We start from the raw sequence: 19183 nt of genomic DNA on the forward strand, positions 1-19183 counted from the left end.
TGCATTACTTGATCGTAGCGACTATTGGCCATTGGTACAGTGTGTAACGACGTGTAACGTAAGTAGTATTATTCGTACCAGTTTACTAGCCATTGTCTTACGCTCCGTTACGAAAAACTCGAGGTCCCCGTGCCTGTTACCATCGCTACTGTCAGCTCATTGCAAGGAAACGCCTGGGTCAAACGGCCGAATGGCGACGTCATCGCTCTGGAAGAAGGGGATCGTCTGGACGTCGGCGATATCGTCATCACGGCGGACGGCGCCCTCGTGACGCTGCAGTTTGCGGACGGCAGGCCCGGTGTCACGCTGGTCGATGCGCAGCAGGTTTCGTTGCCCGAGGATATGGGGCAGGGCGACGCTTCCTCGGTCGAGGTTCTGGACCAGCAGCAAGTAGCGGAGCTGTTGCGTCTGCTCGAGTCGGAGGTACCCGATCTGCTCGAGGCGATAGAGGCACCTGGCCTGGGGGAAAGTGGCGGTGGCGCGGAAGAGGGCTTCGATTTCGTGCGCCTGTTGCGCATCTCCGAGTCTGTTGATCCCCAGAGCTACTCCTTTGGTGGGGCGGGAGCAGTGGAGTCGCTGGAGCCGGTAGAGGGCGGTGGGACTCCCGTCGCCGACGACGAAGAGGTTTTCCTGGCGGAAGGTGAGCCCGATCTACCGCCGATCGAAGCGGGAGAGGGCTCCGTTTCGGCCGGAGACAACAGCGTCGTTGAAGGAAGTGGCCAATCTGTCACCGGCAGCGTGACAGTGACGGCTCCTGCCGGTGTGGCGCGTGTTGCTGTCTCGGGCGTCGATGTATCGGGCGCTTCGGCCGCAACGCCAGTCCTGATCGATGGGCAGCACGGTACCCTTGCGATCACCGGCTTCGATCCTGATACCGGGACGATCGACTACGTCTATACCGAAGACGGTCAGCCAGCCGACCACTCTGCCGGTGACGACAGCGTGTTTGATCGCTTCGAGGTGGTGGTGACCGACAACCGGGGGTCGCAAGCCGGTGACAGCCTCGACATCAATATCCTCGATACCGTGCCGTTGGCTGAAGATGACGCTGCCCGGGTCGGCGAAGATAGCAGTGCGCCGATTTCCGGTGACCTGCTGGATAACGACCTTGCCAGGTCCGATGGACTGAGTTTCGTAGGTTTCGACGACACTTCAGCAAGATATGGCACCTTCACCGATCACGGTGACGGCACCTGGAGCTACTCCGTCAATACGGTGATTGCGGCGGTGCAGGCCCTTGATGATGGCGAGCATCTGATGGAGACCTTCAGCTACACCGTCAAGGACGCCGATGGCGATATCAGTACTGCGACCTTGACCGTGCTGATCGACGGCAGCACGGATGGTGATCCCAATGTGGTGATCCAGGACAGCGATGGTGACGTCACGGCCGGCGACAACAGCGTAGTGGAGGGCAGTGGCGAGACGGTCTCAGGCGAGATGCTGCTGACAGCCAGCGCAGGAATCGGCACTGCGACCATCGCCGGGTCGGATATTACAAAGGCTACCGCCGACAATCCGGTGGTGATAGAAACCGAGCAGGGCAAGCTCGAAATCATCGGATTTGACAACGGTGCCGTTGATTATCGCTATACCGAGAACTCGCAAGGCGCGGATCACAGGGCCGGCGATGACAGTGTTGTCGATCGCTTTGAGGTAGTGGTCACCGACACTGCCGGTGAAAGCCGTTCCGACAGTCTGGACATCAACATCCTCGATACCAAGCCCGAGGCCGTGGCCGACACTACCAGCACCGCTGAGGACACGGCGGTCAGCTACAACGTGCTGAATAATGACGACGGCACCAGCGACACCCAGGGTGCCGATGGTGCCACCTTGACCGCGGCCAGCGTGCAGGGCGGGGCCAGTGTGGGTTCGGTGAGCTTCGCGTCCAATGGCGAGATCACCTTTACCCCTGCGGATGGCTTCGAAGGCAAGGCGGTCATCGACTACACCCTCACCGACGGTGACGGTGATACCGCGTCCTCGACCCTGACCGTGACGGTGGCGGCCGACTCCACGCCGACCATCGACCCGAGCGGCCCGGACGGCGATCCGACGACCGCCGATGGCGCCTACAGCGTGCAGGAAGCAGGACTGGATGGCGGTGCAGATCAGTCCCCGGGCAGTAACGCCGCCAGCAACAGCGAGACCACCGACGGCCAGTTCAAGAGCAGCACCGGCAACGATGACCTGGCGCGCTATGAGGTAAAGGACAGCGACGGCAACTGGGTCGAGATCAATGCCGATGGCACCACGGTCGCCGGTGATTACGGCACCCTGACGGTGAACACCGACGGCAACTGGTCGTACACCCTGACAAGCAGCGCGAGTCAGGACGACAAGGACAGAACGGGTCTGGATGACAGCGTGCCCGAGACCTTCGGTGTGCGGGTGGTGGACAGCGATGGCGATACCTCCGCTGATGGCACCCTGAGCATCGCCATCGGTGACGATGGCCCGAGTGCGGTGGCTGACACCACCAGCACCGCCGAGGACACGGCGGTCAGCTACAACGTGCTCAACAACAGTGATGACACCAGCGACACCCAGGGTGCCGATGGTGCCACCCTGACCACCGCCGCTCTGCGCAATCCGAGCCAGGGCAGCGTGAGCTTCACCAGCGATGGCAACGTCACCTTCACCCCGGCGGCGGGCTTCGAAGGCCAGGCGGTGATCGACTACACCCTCACCGACGGTGACGGTGATACCGCGTCCTCGACCCTGACCGTGACGGTGGCGGCCGACTCCACGCCGACCATCGACCCGAGCGGCCCGGACGGTGATCCGACGACCGCCGATGGCGCCTATAGCGTGCAGGAAGCAGGACTGGATGGCGGTGCAGGTCAGTCCCCGGGCAGTAACGCCGCCAGCAACAGCGAGACCACCGACGGCCAGTTCAAGAGCAGCACCGGCAACGATGACCTGGTGCGCTACGAGGTGAAGGACAAGGACGGCGACTGGGTCCCGATCAATGCCGATGGCACCACGGTCACCGGTGACTACGGCACCCTGACGGTGAACACCGACGGCAGCTGGTCGTACACCCTGACAAGCAGCGCAAGTCAGGACGCCAAGGACAAAACGGGTCTGGATGACAGCGTGCCCGAGACCTTCGGCGTGCGGGTGGTGGACAGCGATGGCGATACCTCCGACCCGGCCGATCTCACTATCGCCATCGGTGACGATGGCCCGAGTGCGGTGGCCGACACCACCAGCACCGCCGAGGACACCCCGGTCAGCTACAACGTGCTGAATAATGACGACGGCACCAGCGACACCCAGGGTGCCGATGGCGCGACCCTGACCGCGGCCAGCGTGCAGGGCGGGGCCAGTGTGGGTTCGGTGAGCTTCGCGTCCAATGGCGAGATCACCTTTACCCCTGCGGATGGCTTCGAAGGCAAGGCGGTCATCGACTACACCCTCACCGATGGCGACGGTGATACCGCGTCCTCGACGCTGACCGTGACGGTGGCGGCCGACTCCACACCGACCATCGACCCGAGCGGCCCGGACGGCGATCCGACGACCGCCGATGGCGCCTACAGCGTGCAGGAAGCAGGACTGGATGGCGGTGCAGGTCAGTCCCCGGGCAGTAACGCCGCCAGCAACAGCGAGACCACCGACGGCCAGTTCAAGAGCAGCACCGGCAACGATGACCTGGTGCGCTACGAGGCAAAGGACAAGGACGGCGACTGGGTCCCGATCAATGCCGATGGCACCACGGTCAGCGGCGAGTACGGCACCCTGACGGTGAACACCGACGGCAGCTGGTCGTACACCCTGACAAGCAGCGCGAGTCAGGACGACAAGGACAAAACGGGTCTGGACGACAGCCTGGCCGAGACCTTCGGTGTGCGGGTGGTGGACAGCGATGGCGATACCTCCGACCCGGCCAATCTCACTATCGACATCGGTGACGATGGCCCGAGTGCGGTGGCCGACACCACCAGCACCGCTGAGGACACGGCGGTCAGCTACAACGTGCTCAGCAACAGTGATGACACCAGCGATACCCAGGGCGCCGATGGCGCGACCCTGACCGCGGCCAGCGTGCAGGGCGGGGCCAGTGTGGGTTCGGTGAGCTTCGCGTCCAATGGCGAGATCACCTTTACCCCTGCGGATGGCTTCGAAGGTAAGGCGGTCATCGACTACACCCTCACCGACGGCGACGGTGATACCGCGTCCTCGACCCTGACCGTGACGGTGGCGGCCGACTCCACACCGACCATCGACCCGAGCGGCCCGGACGGTGATCCGGCGACTGACGATGGCGCCTATAGCGTGCAGGAAGCGGGGCTTGATGGTGGTGCAGGTCAGTCCCCCGGCAGTAACGCCGCCAGCAACAGCGAGACCACCGACGGCCAGTTCAAGAGCAGCACCGGCAACGATGACCTGGTGCGCTACGAGGTGAAGGACAAGGACGGCGACTGGGTCCCGGTCAATGCCGATGACACCACGGTCGCCGGTGACTACGGCACCCTGACGGTGAACACCGACGGCAGCTGGTCGTACACCCTGACAAGCAGCGCGAGTCAGGATGACAAGGACAAAACGGGTCTGGACGATAGCCTGGCCGAGACCTTCGGCGTGCGGGTGGTGGACAGCGATGGCGATACCTCCGCCCCGGCCAATCTCACTATCGACATCGGTGACGATGGCCCGAGTGCGGTGGCCGACACTACCAGCACCGCCGAGGACTCGGCGGTCAGCTACAACGTGCTCAACAACAGTGATGACACCAGCGATACCCAGGGCGCCGATGGCGCGACCCTGACCGCGGCCAGCGTGCAGGGCGGGGCCAGTGTGGGTTCGGTGAGCTTCGCGTCCAATGGCGAGATCACCTTTACCCCGGCGGCGGGCTTCGAAGGCAAGGCGGTGATCGACTACACCCTCACCGATGGCGACGGTGATACCGCGGCCTCGACGCTGACCGTGACGGTGGCGGCCGACTCCACACCGACCATCGACCCGAGCGGCCCGGACGGTGATCCGGCGACTGACGATGGCGCCTATAGCGTGCAGGAAGCGGGGCTTGATGGTGGTGCAGGTCAGTCCCCGGGCAGTAACGCCGCCAGCAACAGCGAGACCACCGACGGCCAGTTCAAGAGCAGCACCGGCAACGATGACCTGGTGCGCTACGAGGTGAAGGACAAGGACGGCGACTGGGTCCCGGTCAATGCCGATGACACCACGGTCGCCGGTGACTACGGCAGTCTGACGGTGAACACCGACGGCAGCTGGTCGTACACCTTGACCGACAACGTCACCCACAGTGGCACCAATCAGACCGGCCTGGACGATAGCCTGGCCGAGACCTTCGGTGTGCGGGTAGTGGACAGCGATGGCGATACCTCCGACCCGGCCAATCTCACTATCGACATCGGTGACGATGGCCCGAGTGCGGTGGCTGACACCACCAGCACCGCCGAGGACACGGCGGTCAGCTACAACGTGCTGAATAATGATGACGGCACCAGCGACACCCAGGGTGCCGATGGTGCCTCCCTGACCACCGCCACTCTGCGCAATCCGAGCCAGGGCAGCGTGAGCTTTACCAGCGATGGCAATGTCACCTTCACCCCGGCGGCGGGCTTCGAAGGCAAGGCGGTGATCGACTACACCCTCACCGACGGCGACGGTGATACCGCGTCCTCGACCCTGACCGTGACGGTGGCGGCGGACTCCACACCGACCATCGACCCGAGCGGCCCGGACGGCGATCCGACGACCGCCGATGGCGCCTACAGCGTGCAGGAAGCAGGACTGGATGGCGGTGCAGGTCAGTCCCCGGGCAGTAACGCCGCCAGCAACAGCGAGACCACCGACGGCCAGTTCAAGAGCAGCACCGGCAACGATGACCTGGTGCGCTACGAGGTGAAGGACAAGGACGGCGACTGGGTCCCGATCAATACCGATGGCACCACGGTCACCGGCGATTACGGCAGCCTGACGGTGAACACCGACGGCAACTGGTCGTACACCCTGACAAGCAGCGCGAGTCAGGACGACAAGGACAAAACGGGTCTGGACGATAGCGTGCCCGAGACCTTCGGCGTGCGGGTGGTGGACAGCGATGGCGATACCTCCGACCCGGCCAATCTCACTATCGACATCGGTGACGATGGCCCGAGTGCGGTGGCCGACACCACCAGCACCGATAAAGGTACGTCGAAATCCTACAACGTGCTGAATAATGATGACGGCACCAGCGACACCCAGGGTGCCGATGGCGCGATCCTGACCGAGGCCAGGGTGCAGGGCGGGGCCAGTGTGGGTTCAGTGAGCTTCACCAGCGACGGCAACGTCACCTTCACCCCGGCGGCGGGCTTCGAAGGCAAGGCGGTCATCGACTACATCCTCACCGACGGCGACGGTGACACCGCGTCCTCGACGCTGACCGTGACGGTGGAGCCCGACACCACGCCAACCACACCGTCGACCGACACCGATCCGACCACCCAGAGCCCCGTGGCGATCGTCGATGAGGATGGTTTGTCCGGTGGCAACAAGGGGGGTACTGGCGATGTGGACGGACAGTTCACTGTCGCCACCGGAGATCTGGGTTACCGCTTTGGTGACGATGGTGCGGCCAGCACCAAGGCTTTCCAATGGAATCTGAAGGATCTGCCCGAGCTCTATACAGCAGACGGGCGCAAGGTCGCGTTCTCACTTGTCGACGGTGGACATACCGTGGCCGGCAGCGTAGCCGGCGCCAGCGGCGCCGAGTCAGTCATCACCATAAAGCTGACAGATGAGGCCGCCGGCGATTACCAGGTGACGCTGCATCAGGCGCTCGAGCACGCCGAGCGCGAAGACGAGAATGATGTGTCATTTGACGTCGGCTATACCATCACCGATGGCGATGGTAGCAAGGCGATTGGCAAGTTGACGGTAGTGATCGATGACGATACGCCGGTGGCCTTCGATACCGTCGATGGCGTGTTGTCTTCAGGCACCGTTGGCGATATCAACTTCGCAGATGCAGCGGGAGCCGACGGTATCGGCGCCGTGCAGTTTTCCTCGGCGTTGGATGGCAGCGCTGTGCTGAGCCTGAACGGCGCGACCCTGGTGACCTCAAATGGCGAACGTCTCACCTACCAGCTGAACGATGGAGGAAAGACGCTTGAGGCGACGACTGCCGGTGGCGACGTGGCCTTCGAAATAGCTCTGGCGGCGGATGGCTCCAGCTACGAGGTGAATGTCCTTGATGATGCCATCATGACGCTGGCGGACTCAGGCCAGGCTATCAGCGATGGCAGAACAGAAGTCTTCTATGAAGGGCACAATACCTCTACTCAAGGCCATCGGTTTGTGGCGTTTGACGGTAGCGATGGCGGCCCCGATGTGGTGGTGTCCGCCTGGTCTTTCAATTTTCCGGGCGAGTCCTGGTTAAGAACGGATGGCGGCACCCAATTGGCACCAGGCGGTGACGACAGGACCACGTACAACGAAGTGGCACGTTTCGACTTCGTCGATAATCTGAGCTTTTCCGACGAGGAGCCTAGTTGGGAGCAACACCGGGGCGTTACTCGTTTTGAACAGGTAGTCGACCTCGCCAACCTGGATGGGCGGACAACACCCGCATCGTTCAAGGTAACCGCCATTGCCTTGGCGCCTGACGACGACAACACCAGCGGTCATCCGCACGAGGTCAGCGGCGATGTGCTTGCCCTGGACCCTGATGAGCTTCGTTTTCTGGATGGCGCCGGAAACGACATTACCGCGTCCGTGACGATCGTGGAGAATTCTGATGGAACTCTTTCGGTGTCTGGGGTTCCCGATGGCGCTCGACTCGTCCTCGAGACCGAGAGTGCGTTCGAGGCGATCGAAATCCGCGCCACGAATACCAATACGCGAGTCGGTTTTACCCTGGGGGATTTCGAGTACACCTGGCTGAACGGGACCTTCGATGCTGACGACGCTTTGTCCCTGGCGCTGCAGGGAACCGACGGGGATGGTGACACCGCCGAGGGGACTCTGGAGCTTACGCTGCCGGGCAGGGCTCAGTTGGCCGGACTCGACCCTTTCGCTTCCGAACTGGTCGTCAGCGAGGCCAACCTGGCCGATGGTAGTCAGCGCAATAGCAGCGAACTGACACGCGCCGGCAGCTTCGATGTCGATACGCCGGATGGACTCGAGACGCTGAGCATCGGAGGTCGAAGCCTGACGCTTGCCGACCTGCAAGCCTTGTCCGGCGATCCCGTCGCCCTGGATACCCCGTACGGCACTCTGACCTTGACGGGATACAGCGGTGATGCGAGCGGAGGTACGCTCAGCTACGAGTATCTGCTGGAGCGTAAGGTCGACAACGACAGTCAGAGCGGGGCCACGGATACGGAATTCGCGGATACCTTCGCTGTTGAGGTGGTTGATGTCCGGGGCAATACGGCGTCTGGCGAACTGGATGTCGCCATCATCGATGATACTCCCTCTGATTTTGTGGCAGACACCGGGCTCCTGGTGACGGGCTCCAGCGGCCATATCAACTTCGAAGAGGCCGGCGCAGACGGTCTTCGCGATATCGGCTTCGACGCCTCGCTCAATGGACAGCGAGTGTTTGATCAGGATGGTAACGCGCTTTTCCTGGTGACTCGGCCGCTATTCTGGAAGTTGAGTGCCGACGGCTCGACCCTGCAAGCGGTCGGTGGTGACACAGTGGCCTTTGAGGTGGGCCTGTCCGGCGATGGGTCACAGTATGATGTCACCAGCTTCGAGCGCATCAACGCTGGCCAGGTACAATCTGGTTTCGTTCAACGGGATGCCAAGACCTTCGGGGGAGGAAACAGCGCTCGTACCTTTACCAACTCCGCTGATGACGATGCCCCGGTCGTGTTGTTTACCGGCTATAACACCAATGCCAACAGTGCGATTGGCGCGAATTTCAACAGTGCCAGTAGTGCGGATCGGCTCTTTGTTGGCGGGTTCAACCGCAATGATGCGGGAACGCAGAAGACCGGTGCCAACGAGGTGATGCGCTTCGATTTTGTCGATTCAGCCGCCTATGGCGGCCAAGGCCTGTCCTGGGGGGAGCATCAAGAGGTCGTTCGCTTCAGCTACGGTATCAACCCCGGCGCGGCCGGCGGTCCTTTCAGTCAGGCAACCTCTTCCCATATCTTGCAGGCTATCGTCTATGACGGTGATGGGGGCGGTTCAGGGATACCCTTCGAGCAGCAAGGCAGGGTGCTTGCGCTTTCGCCAGACGATGTGAGATTGCCGTCGGGTGGCAACGTGACGGTGCTGGCTGACGGTAGTCTGAGGATCAGTGGCGTCCCCAGTGGCGGATACGTGCATCTAAACACCGATGAGCCGTTCGAGGCCATCAACTTGTATGGCGTCAGTAATGCCAGTGCCTTCTATCTGACGCGCACGTCGAACTCGGCCTTGACCGAGGCCGGCAGCATCGACATCGCCCTGAGTGCGACCGACAACGACGGGGATGCCGCCAGCGGTACCTTGACGCTGGAAAACAGGGAGGCAGCGATCCCGTCAACGCCGGAAAGCGATGGCGATCCGAGCACCCTGAACCCGACGGCCACCCTCGACGAGGATGGCCTGGCCGGTGGCAACGCTGGCGGCAGCGGCGATGTGGCGGGTGAGGACACGGTCACGAGCGGAACACTGGGCTACAGCTTTGGCAACGATGGCGCTGCGGCGAGCGGGGCCTTTACCTGGAACGTCGCGAGCCTGCCGGGCGATCTGAAGACGGCAGATGGTCGAGCGGTAAGTTTCCAGTTGAGCAGCGATGGCCACACCCTGACCGGCACGGCGAGCGATGGCAGTGGCGGCAGCGAAGACGTGGTCACCATCGCCTTGACCGATCAGAGCAGTGGAGCCTATCAGGTGACGCTGCACCAGGCGCTCGCTCATGCAGCCGGCAACGACGAAAACGATCTGCTGTTCGATGCCACCTATACCATCGTCGACGCCGATGGCAGCCAGGCCGATGGTGCCCTGTCAGTGGTCATCGATGACGATGCCCCGGTGGCGACGAGCGACACCAACGCCATCATCGAGAACATGGCGCCGGTCTCCGGCAACGTGATCGGTGGTCCGGGGGCGTCCAGTGGTGATCAGGCCGACGCCCCCGGTGCTGATGGGGCCAGCGTCACCGCCGTCAGCCAGGGTTCTACCACGGTGTCCTCGTTGAATGCCGACGGCAAGCTGGTGATCAAGGGGCAGTACGGCACCCTGACCCTCGACACCCAGGGCGGCTATAGCTACGCGCTTGATAGTGACAATGCCGAGGTCGCGGCGCTCGACAAGGGCCAGACCGTCGATGAGAGCTTTACCTATACGCTGACCGATGGGGACGGCGATGCCAGTGACGCCAGCCTGACCATTACCGTGACCGCCACCGACAACGACGCCCTGGTGGTTGGAACCAACAGCGACGATACCGTCCAGGGTGGTGGTGGCAATGACGTCCTGATCGGCGACACCGGCGGCAAGTACACCGTGGTGGAGCCGGCGCAGAACTATAACTTGTCCTTTATCCTGGATACGTCGGGCAGCATGGCGTTTAAGCTTGGCGATACCGGCAAGACGCGGCTTGAGGTCGCGGTAGAGGCGCTCAAGGCCAAGCTTGATGAGCTCGCGACGTTTGAGGGCATCATTAATGTACAACTTGTCGGTTTTGCCCAGGCCGCGAAGTCGGAACCGTTCTTGAACTTGTCACAGGACAATGTCCAGGATGCCAAGGACTTTCTGGATTCTTTAGAGGCGAAAGATGGCACCAACTACCAAGAAGCCTTTAACGTCGCCAGCGACTGGATGACGGAAACCAGCTCCAATGGCTACAACAATGTGGCTTACTTCCTGAGTGACGGTAGCCCGACACTTCATAACACCACTGCGGGCACTGGTGTGACCGCTTCGCCCAACGATTCCACTGCGCTGGACGTCTCGCAGGCTGTCAAGGCGTACGAGACACTTGCCCAGATTAGTCAAGTGGAAGCCATTGGTATCGGCAACGATGTCAATCGCGAGATACTCAAGGTGGTTGATAACACCGCTGACGGTGGCTTGACAATGGTGCCGTTACCCTATGCGTCAGGTGAGACGCAATCGGTCGATTATCCAGCAACCTTCGATGCCGGTGACACGGGCAGCCTGGGACAACTGGAGAACTGGCACCAGACAGGTGGCAGCGGGTCGGTCAGCGTCGTGAGAAATGGCAGCAGGACGTATCTACGTATCGCTGACAGCGGCACCAATGATGGAGCTACCACGGTGGTCAGCGACAGCATCACAATGTCTGAGCCGGTTAACGCCAACGACTTCTACAGTCTTGCCTTTACTTACCAGACAAGTGACAGAGAAAGTTCCAACGGAATTGTTCGGGACCACTTTGTCTGGCGAGTGGAAAAGCTGAACGATGATGGCACCTGGGAAGTCGTGTCAAACAATTTCGAGAATGCGGTAGGTACCACCACCACTACCCAGATCATGGCCAATAGTCTGAAAGGGGGGACGTACCGGCTCGCTTTCGATGTGGATAACGGTACCGGTTCGTCCGACTTCGTATTAGCGGTGGGAGGCGTTTCACGCAGTCTCTATCGCTACACCGACGACGAACTGGTGCCAGCCGGTGAAGATCTTATCGTCAATTCCGCCGAGGAGTTCGAGACCGCACTCGATGGTGGCTCGTCTTCCGATGTGCCGCAGGAGGTGGGCAACGACCATCTGATCGGGGGTGCGGGGGACGATATCCTGTTCGGCGATCAGATCGAACCCGCAGGCGTCGGTGGTGAGGCCGGTAGTGGCTACGACGGTCTGGTCGACTATCTGACTGGCCAGAACGGTGCGGAGCCGACCCAGGAAGAGACGCTCGACTTCATCAAGGCCAACTACGACAAGTTGATCGATAAGACCCGTGCCGATGGCGGCCAGGACCTTCTGGAAGGCGGGCAGGGCGACGATCAATTGTTTGCCAGCGCCAACGATGACATCTTGATCGGCGGCGCCGGTGACGACTTCCTGCTGGGTGGACTGGGGTCCGACACCTTCAAATGGAATCTGGGAGACGCCGGCAGTGCCACCGACCCGGCCCTCGACGTGGTCAGTGATTTCCACGTCGAGGACCAGACTCTGAGCATGGATCCGAATGCCGACAAGCTGTCCCTGGGGGATCTGCTCAACGACTTTGACTCCTCGAGCACTGACCCTGACCAGTCGGCGTTGGATAGTTTTGTCTTCGCCCAAGAGGAAGACGGTGGCACCGTGCTCTACATCAAGAGCGATGGCGGGCTCGATGATCAGCACAGCAACGCCGATCAGAAGATCACCCTGAGCGGTGTCAGCATGGGCGGTCAGTCGTCGGAGGCCTTCCTGACGATGCTGCGTAATTACGGGCAGCTCGACGTGGAGTAGGCCTGGGTCGTCATGACCAGAGTTGCCATAAGAGAGAGCCGGGCCACCTTTGGGTGGCCCGGCATTTTCTTGTTCTTGGATTGCAAACAGGATGTTAAAAGGCAACGTTTATTTCTGCTCGATTCCTTAGGGCTTGTCTGAAAAGTGCCTGCGCTCGGTAATACGGCGTTAAAAATCGGATCAAAATGCTCATTTACACCCCGTAAACTGCGCTTTCTCACCAATTTTTGCCTTGTCTAACCTTCGCTCGTCGACTTTTCGGACAGCGCCTAGTTCTTTGCCCCTTTTCCTTTCGCCTTTAATTGCCTATTCAAGATTCGCCTTTCCTGTATTTTCTCAAGCCGTCGGTCACTTGCAACGGAGTATCTAGCGACACGCTGTTCTAGATCGGGCACAACAGAAAGAAATGTCCTACAAAATCTGCAATAACAAGCATATCCGTTTACGGCGGAGAGTAAAAAAATACCGTAACTGCAAAGAAAAAAGGAAAAATCAGGGCGAAACATTTCAAGATCTGATGTCCTATTGTCCATTGGTACACTGTGTAACCTCCTGTTACACGGATAGCATGATTCGTATTAGTTTGTGGTTATATTCTTACTTTTATATACGAATATTGCGAGGTCCATGTGCCTGTGACAAACGTCGTCGTCACTTCTCTGCAAGGTAAGGCCTGGGCTAAACGCCCGGATGGTGAAGTTATCGCTCTGGAAGAAGGAGATAGCCTGAACGCCGGCGATATCATTGTCACTGCCGAGGGTTCGCGTGTGGCTCTTCAGTTCGATGATGGTAGACCCGCGGCCCTCCTCGTAGGAGCCCAACAGGTTTCGTTGCCCGAAGAGCAGGGACAGGGCGATGCAAGCTCCGTCGACTTTTTGGGCCGGGAGGATGTTTCGAAACTGTTGGAATTGATCGCTGAGGGTTCCACCGACATTCTCGAAGCGCTCGAGGAGCCCAGTGCGGGTGGTGGGGAGGGGGCAAGCCATGATGGGTTTGACTTTGTACGTTTGATGAGAATTACCGAAACCTCTGGCTCACAGTCCTATTCCTTCGGTGATCCTTTCATTGTCGAATCGGCTGGGCACGGGGAGGTGGGTGGTATAGCTGATGACATGGATGATAGCGATGCCGATTCGGGCGCTCCGTCAATAGAGTTTGAAGACGGTGATGGAGGGGCAACTGCCGGGTTCCACAGTGCCGTCGAGGGCAGTCAGGCGTTTCTGGCCGGCCGTTTTACTGTGTCGGCGCCGGCTGGAGTCGCATCGATCAGTGTTGGTAGGCGAGACATCGCAGGTGCTTCCGACGAGAGTCCACTGGTGCTTGAAGGGGAGCACGGTACGTTAATCATTACCGGTTTTAATCCGGAAAGCGGAATCGTTACCTACCAGTACACCGAGAATGGACTGGCTGCCAACCACGCGGCTGGTGACGGTAGCGTGTTTGATCGTTTTGACATCGTGGTGACCGATTCTACCGGTGAAACTGTCAGCGAGAGTCTGGACATCAATATCATCGATACCGCCCCCGACGCCAACGATGACAGCGCGGCACTGGGTGAAGAGGCGGTGACGGCCATCAGCGGTAATGTGCTCGACAATGACAGCGCCGGCGCCGACAGCATGACCTTTGATGGTTTCACCGGCAACGCCTCCGCCAGCTATGGCAGCTTCATCCACAATGACGACGGTAGCTGGAGCTACCGCGTGGATCCTGACAACGCCGACGTTCAAGCGTTGAAGGACAACCAGACGCTGAAAGAAGCCTTCAGCTACACCCTCACCGATGCCGACGGTGATACCAGCAGCGCGACGCTGACGATCACCATCAACGGCAGCGACGACGACGTGCCGACGATCGAGATTCCCGACGGCAATGAGCCAGAGGGCAACGAGCCAGACGGCAACGAGTCAGACGGCAGTGATCCGAGCGGTCCCGAGGTGGTGGCCGGCGATCACAGCGTGGTGGAAGGTAGCGGAGCCACGGTCACTGGCAGCATGACGGTGGCGGCGGATGCCGGCATCAAGCAGGTGACCCTGGCCGACCAGAGTGGCAAGACCGTCGATATCACTGGGGCGAGCACTGGTCCGGGGGCACCCAAGAGCGTTGTGGTGGAAGGCAAGCACGGCAGCGTCACGGTGACCGATTACGATGCGGCCAGCGGCAAGATCACCTACTCCTACACCGAGAGTGGCGAGAGGGCAGATCACAGCGGTGACGCCACGGTGTTGGACAGCTTTGCGCTGACGGTGACCGACAACGAGGGCGATAGCACGAGCGCCAACCTGGAGATCAACATCCTCGATACCTCGCCAGAGGCGGTCGCCGACACCACCGAGACGGCGGAAGACACGGCGAAAACCTACAACGTGTTGACCAATAATGACGGCACAAGCGACACCCAAGGCGACGATGGCGCAATCCTGACCAAGGCCTCGGTCCGGGGTGGGGAAGGCGTCGGTACGGTGGCCATCGCGTCCAACGGTGAGATCACCTTTACTCCGGCAGGGGCCTTCGAAGGCGACGCCGTGATCGACTACACCATCACCGATGGTGACGGAGACAAGTCGTCTTCGACATTGACGGTGAAGGTGGCGCAAGACTCCACCCCCAGCGTTCCCGGAGATGGCGACAACCCGACTACCCAGAGCCCGAAGGCGACCGTCGACGAAGACGGACTGGCTGGTGGCAACGCCGGAGGTACCGGCGATGTGGCAGGAGAGGCCTCCGTCGTGAAAGGCGAGCTGGGCTACCGCTTTGGCGACGATGGCGCCGCCGATAGCAACGCCTTCCAGTGGAACCTGGCTGGTCTGCCCGACGACCTCAAGACAGCGGACGGTCGTGAGGTGAGCTTTGAGCTCAGCCCTGATGGGCACACGCTCACCGGGACGGTGACCGATAGCAACTCCGAAAAAGAACCGGTGATCACCATCGCCATGGCCGATCAGGCCGAGGGCAAGTACAAGGTGACGTTGCACCAGGCGCTTGAGCATGCGGCGGGCGATGACGAGAACGACCTGACGTTTGACATCGGCTACACCGTGACCGATGCCGATGGCAGCGAGGTCCAGGGCACGCTGTCGGTGCTGATTGACGATGATACGCCTGTTGTCTGGGAGGCGGAGCAAGCGCAGTTAAAATCTGGCCAGACGGGTGAGGTTCGCTTCGAGGCGGGTGCCGATGACATTGGTAAAGTGACATTCAGCGACGTAATGAACGGTACCGAGGTCACGAGTGTCAATGGCGGGACGCTGCTCACGTCGAACGGCGAGGTTCTGACTTACCAATTGAGTGGCGACGGCAAGACGTTGGAGGCGAAGGCCGCGAGTGGCGGCGTGGCCTTCAAGGTGAGCCTGTCGGCGGATGGCTCTACCTACGAGGTAGAGGTCATCGATGAGGGGGTCAGGGCATTTGATGATGCCAGCAAGGAAATCAGTGAAGGCAGCAAGCACGTAGTGCGTGAGTATGGCACCGATGGGTCCGGGTCGGGCCATCGTTTTATCGCCTTTGATGGTGCCGATGGAGCAGCCGATGTCGTGGCGTCCGCCTGGACCTATAGAGGACCCTGGGCCTCCTGGTTGCGAACTGATGGGGATACGCAACTAGCCGCGGGTCACGACGACCTGACGGGACTAGACGAAGCTGTGCGCCTGGATTTCGTTGATAACCTGCGTTTTTCTGACACCGCACCAAGCTGGGATAACCACCGAGGCATTACGCACTTCAGCCAGTTTATCAATGCGGAAAACGGGACGTTGACGGATGTCGGGATCAAAGCGATTGCCTCGGCTCCAGATGGTACCGATACCAGTGGCCATCCGGTTGCCGTCAGCGGCCACGTGCTGGAACTTGCGAAAAGTGATGTTCGCCTCGTGAATGGTGCCGGCAAGGATATCACCTCGTTGGTGACGATTGAGGAAAACGCCGATGGCACCCTCAATGTGAGAAACATTCCCGCCGATGCCCAGCTGGTGCTTACAACCGGCGAGGCCTTTGAAGCGATCGAGTTTCGTGGCTTGGACGGCACAAGGCCATTTTCGGTCGGCGACTTCGCCTATTCCGAGGCGGAGAAAGATCCGGCGCTGTCCTTGTCACTGGCCGGAACAGATGGTGACGGCGACACTGTCGATGGCACCCTGACCCTGGCACTGCCGGATGATGACCAGCTACTCGTCGGAGGCGGTGGCGATGACAGCATCACCGGTGGGAGTGGTGATGATGTGGTTCTCGGTGATGCTGGCGGGAAGCATGCCGTGCTTGAACCTGCCAAGGACTATAACCTTTCCTTTATCGTGGATGTTTCGCCAAGCATGGGCGCCGTGTTGGAAAACGGCAATTCACGCTTCAAGGTGGCGATCGAGGCGATACGTGCCAAGCTTACCGAGCTGGCCGATTTCGAGGGGACAATCCATGTCCAGATCGTGGCGTTCGGCGGGAAGTATTCGCCTTCGATCGCATTCAATGATTTCTCACCTGAAGATCTGGGTGACGTCAATGACTTTCTGGATAGTAGAGCGATTATTTCTGGCACCAATTTCGAGCAAGCCTTTGTTACCGCTACTGAGTGGATGACGGATGTTAGTCGGAGCGGTTTCAATAACGTTGCCTACTTCATGACGGATGGTCAGCCTAATTCTCACAATGACAACGGTCAAGTTGGTGTCAGTGATGCGGGGAATATTACCACCTATAAGGATGTTACCAATGCGCTTGAAGGATACAAACCGCTGGCCGCCATCAGTCGGGTGGAAGCGATCGGGATAGGTGATGATGTAGGTCGCGATTTTCTGAAGATTTTCGACAACACGGCAGATGGTGAGTTGGAGATGGTGCCGATTCCTCTGGAATCCGGGGCTTCGGTAGGCAGTACCGAAATGCTTGCCACTTTTGACACGGGGGACACGGGAAGACTCGCTTCCATCGATAATTGGGCGGTGGAGACAACCAATGGCCACATAGCCATTGATAGAACCCCGGTCGGCACCTATCTGCGCGTTCGAGACAGTGGTGCTGGCGATGGCAGTACTGTCGCCACCAGCGATGCTATCGTCCTGGATGAGCCTGCTGGTGCCAACCAGTTCTATACCTTGTCATTTGACTACGTGACCGACACCCCAAACGACTTCGAAAAGGAAGGGAATCCAAGCGACAGATTCTCTTGGTCGCTGGAAATGCAAAATGAGGAAGGCGACTGGGATGTTGTTGCCACCTCGCTGCCAATATCGCCGTCGGGCAGTATCAATAGTAGCTCGACTCAGTTTATGGCAAATGGGTTGAAAGGAGGAACATACAGGCTGCAGTTCGAAGTAGAAAACGCTGCTGGGAACTTCTTCTCACTGCTTATTCATGACATCTCACTCGATCTTTACAGCTACACGGACGACCAGCTTGTACCGGCTGGTGAGGTGGCCATCGTCAATTCTGCCGAGGAGTTTGCAACGGCGCTGGAGGGGGGGGGTGTCATTCGATCAGCCAGCGGACCTTGGCGGTGACACCCTGGACGGTGGCGCGGGTGATGACGTGCTGTTCGGTGATCAGATCGACCCTGCGGGTGTCGGTGGTGAGGCGGGTAGTGGCTACGCCGGGCTCGTCGATTACTTGACCACTCAGAACAGCGGGACAGAGCCGACCCAGAAAGAGATATTGGCCTTTATCAAGGACAACTATGAAGCCCTGTCGGGTGACAGCCGTAACGACGGTGGTCAGGATCGCATCGATGGTGGAAAAGGCAACGATCAGCTCTTCGCGGGCAGCGGGGACGACGTGCTGATTGGCGGTGCTGGCGATGATCTTCTGCTTGGTGGGCTCGGTTCCGACACCTTCCAGTGGAGTCTGGGTGATGTCGGTAGTACGACGGACCCCGCCCACGATACGGTCAGTGATTTCCACGTCAAGGATGCGGCTCTGAGCATGGACCCAGAGGCCGATAAGCTGGCATTGGGGGATCTGCTCAACGACTTTGACTCCACGAGTACTGATCCCGATCAGTCGGCGCTGGACAGCTTTATCTTTGCCCAGGAGGAGAACGGAGACACCGTGCTCTACATCAAGAGCGATGGCGGGCTCGACGTCCAGCACAGCAACGCCGACCAGAAGATTACCCTGGACGGTGTCAGCATGGAGGGTCAGTCGTCGGAGGTCTTCCTGACGATGCTGCGCAATAACGGGCAGCTCGACGTGGAATAGTTTAGTGCCGTCACCACCTGGGTTGGGGTTTATACAGCCCGGAGTGTCATAAAGAGTGCCGGGCCACCTTTGGGTGGCGCGGCCTTTTCTTGTTGGTGGATCACTGATGAGGAGGCAGTGGAGAGGGCGTCAGTAGGGAGCGCGGAAATGAGGGTTGCCTGAACATAGACAACCGGTGCAGAAGACGCTGAGCGACGGCTACTCGGCGCAAGTAAGCCCGACTCAGGTCAGGCGTTCGAGTTCGTCAATATTGGCCAGCGCCTGGTCTCGATGGCTGCCACAGATATCGGCATCGTAGTCGAAGCGCTCGCACACCGCCGGACGCTCGGGTCGGCCGAACAGGCGGCACAGGTTGTCGTCGTCGAGCTGCACGCAGCGGATGCCGGCGGGCTTGCCCGCCGGCATGCCGGGAATCGGGGAGCTGATCGACGGCGCAATGCAGCAGGCGCCGCAGCCGGGGCGGCAGCCCTGTTCGCCGGTCGCTGTGCGGGTCTCTTGCGGCGAGGAGGAGGTGATCAGTTCGCTCATGACGTTGGTTGGCTCATGGCATTCTTCAAATGCGCTTGGTTGTCTCGGTGGTCGGTCTCTCTTGCGGATCTCGAGATGCTATCGAGAAGTTATCGAGAAG

Annotated in this window: 4 protein-coding genes; 3 read left to right on the forward strand and 1 reads right to left on the reverse strand. The window is 60.1% G+C overall.

Features of this window, described 5'->3' with window-relative positions; genetic code table 11:
- Nucleotides 1-129 precede the first annotated feature (129 nt).
- The 3 genes from EBB56_RS14385 (at nt 130) to EBB56_RS14400 (ending at nt 18555) form a co-directional block, all read left to right on the forward strand.
- Nucleotides 130-12372: a retention module-containing protein gene (locus tag EBB56_RS14385; protein WP_124804674.1), complete on the forward strand. Its 12243-nt coding sequence runs from the start codon at nt 130-132 to the stop codon at nt 12370-12372.
- A 635-nt stretch (nt 12373-13007) separates the two neighbouring features.
- A complete protein-coding gene (locus EBB56_RS14395) occupies nt 13008-17861 on the forward strand; it encodes a retention module-containing protein (protein WP_124804675.1) in 4854 nt (1617 codons plus the stop codon).
- A complete protein-coding gene (locus EBB56_RS14400) occupies nt 17827-18555 on the forward strand; it encodes a type I secretion C-terminal target domain-containing protein (protein ID WP_185696450.1) in 729 nt (242 codons plus the stop codon). Before EBB56_RS14395 ends, EBB56_RS14400 begins: the two co-directional genes overlap by 35 nt.
- A gap of 222 nt (nt 18556-18777) precedes the next feature.
- Here the strand turns inward: EBB56_RS14400 and EBB56_RS14405 are convergent, their stop codons facing one another.
- The gene (locus EBB56_RS14405; protein ID WP_124804677.1) at nt 18778-19083 is read right to left on the reverse strand and encodes a YkgJ family cysteine cluster protein; all 306 of its coding nucleotides are present in this window, start codon (nt 19081-19083) and stop codon (nt 18778-18780) included.
- Between the last annotated feature and the right edge of the window lie 100 nt (nt 19084-19183).

The sequence above is a fragment of the Halomonas sp. YLB-10 genome, assembly GCF_003856855.1.
GTDB classification, from domain to species: domain Bacteria; phylum Pseudomonadota; class Gammaproteobacteria; order Pseudomonadales; family Halomonadaceae; genus Halomonas; species Halomonas litopenaei.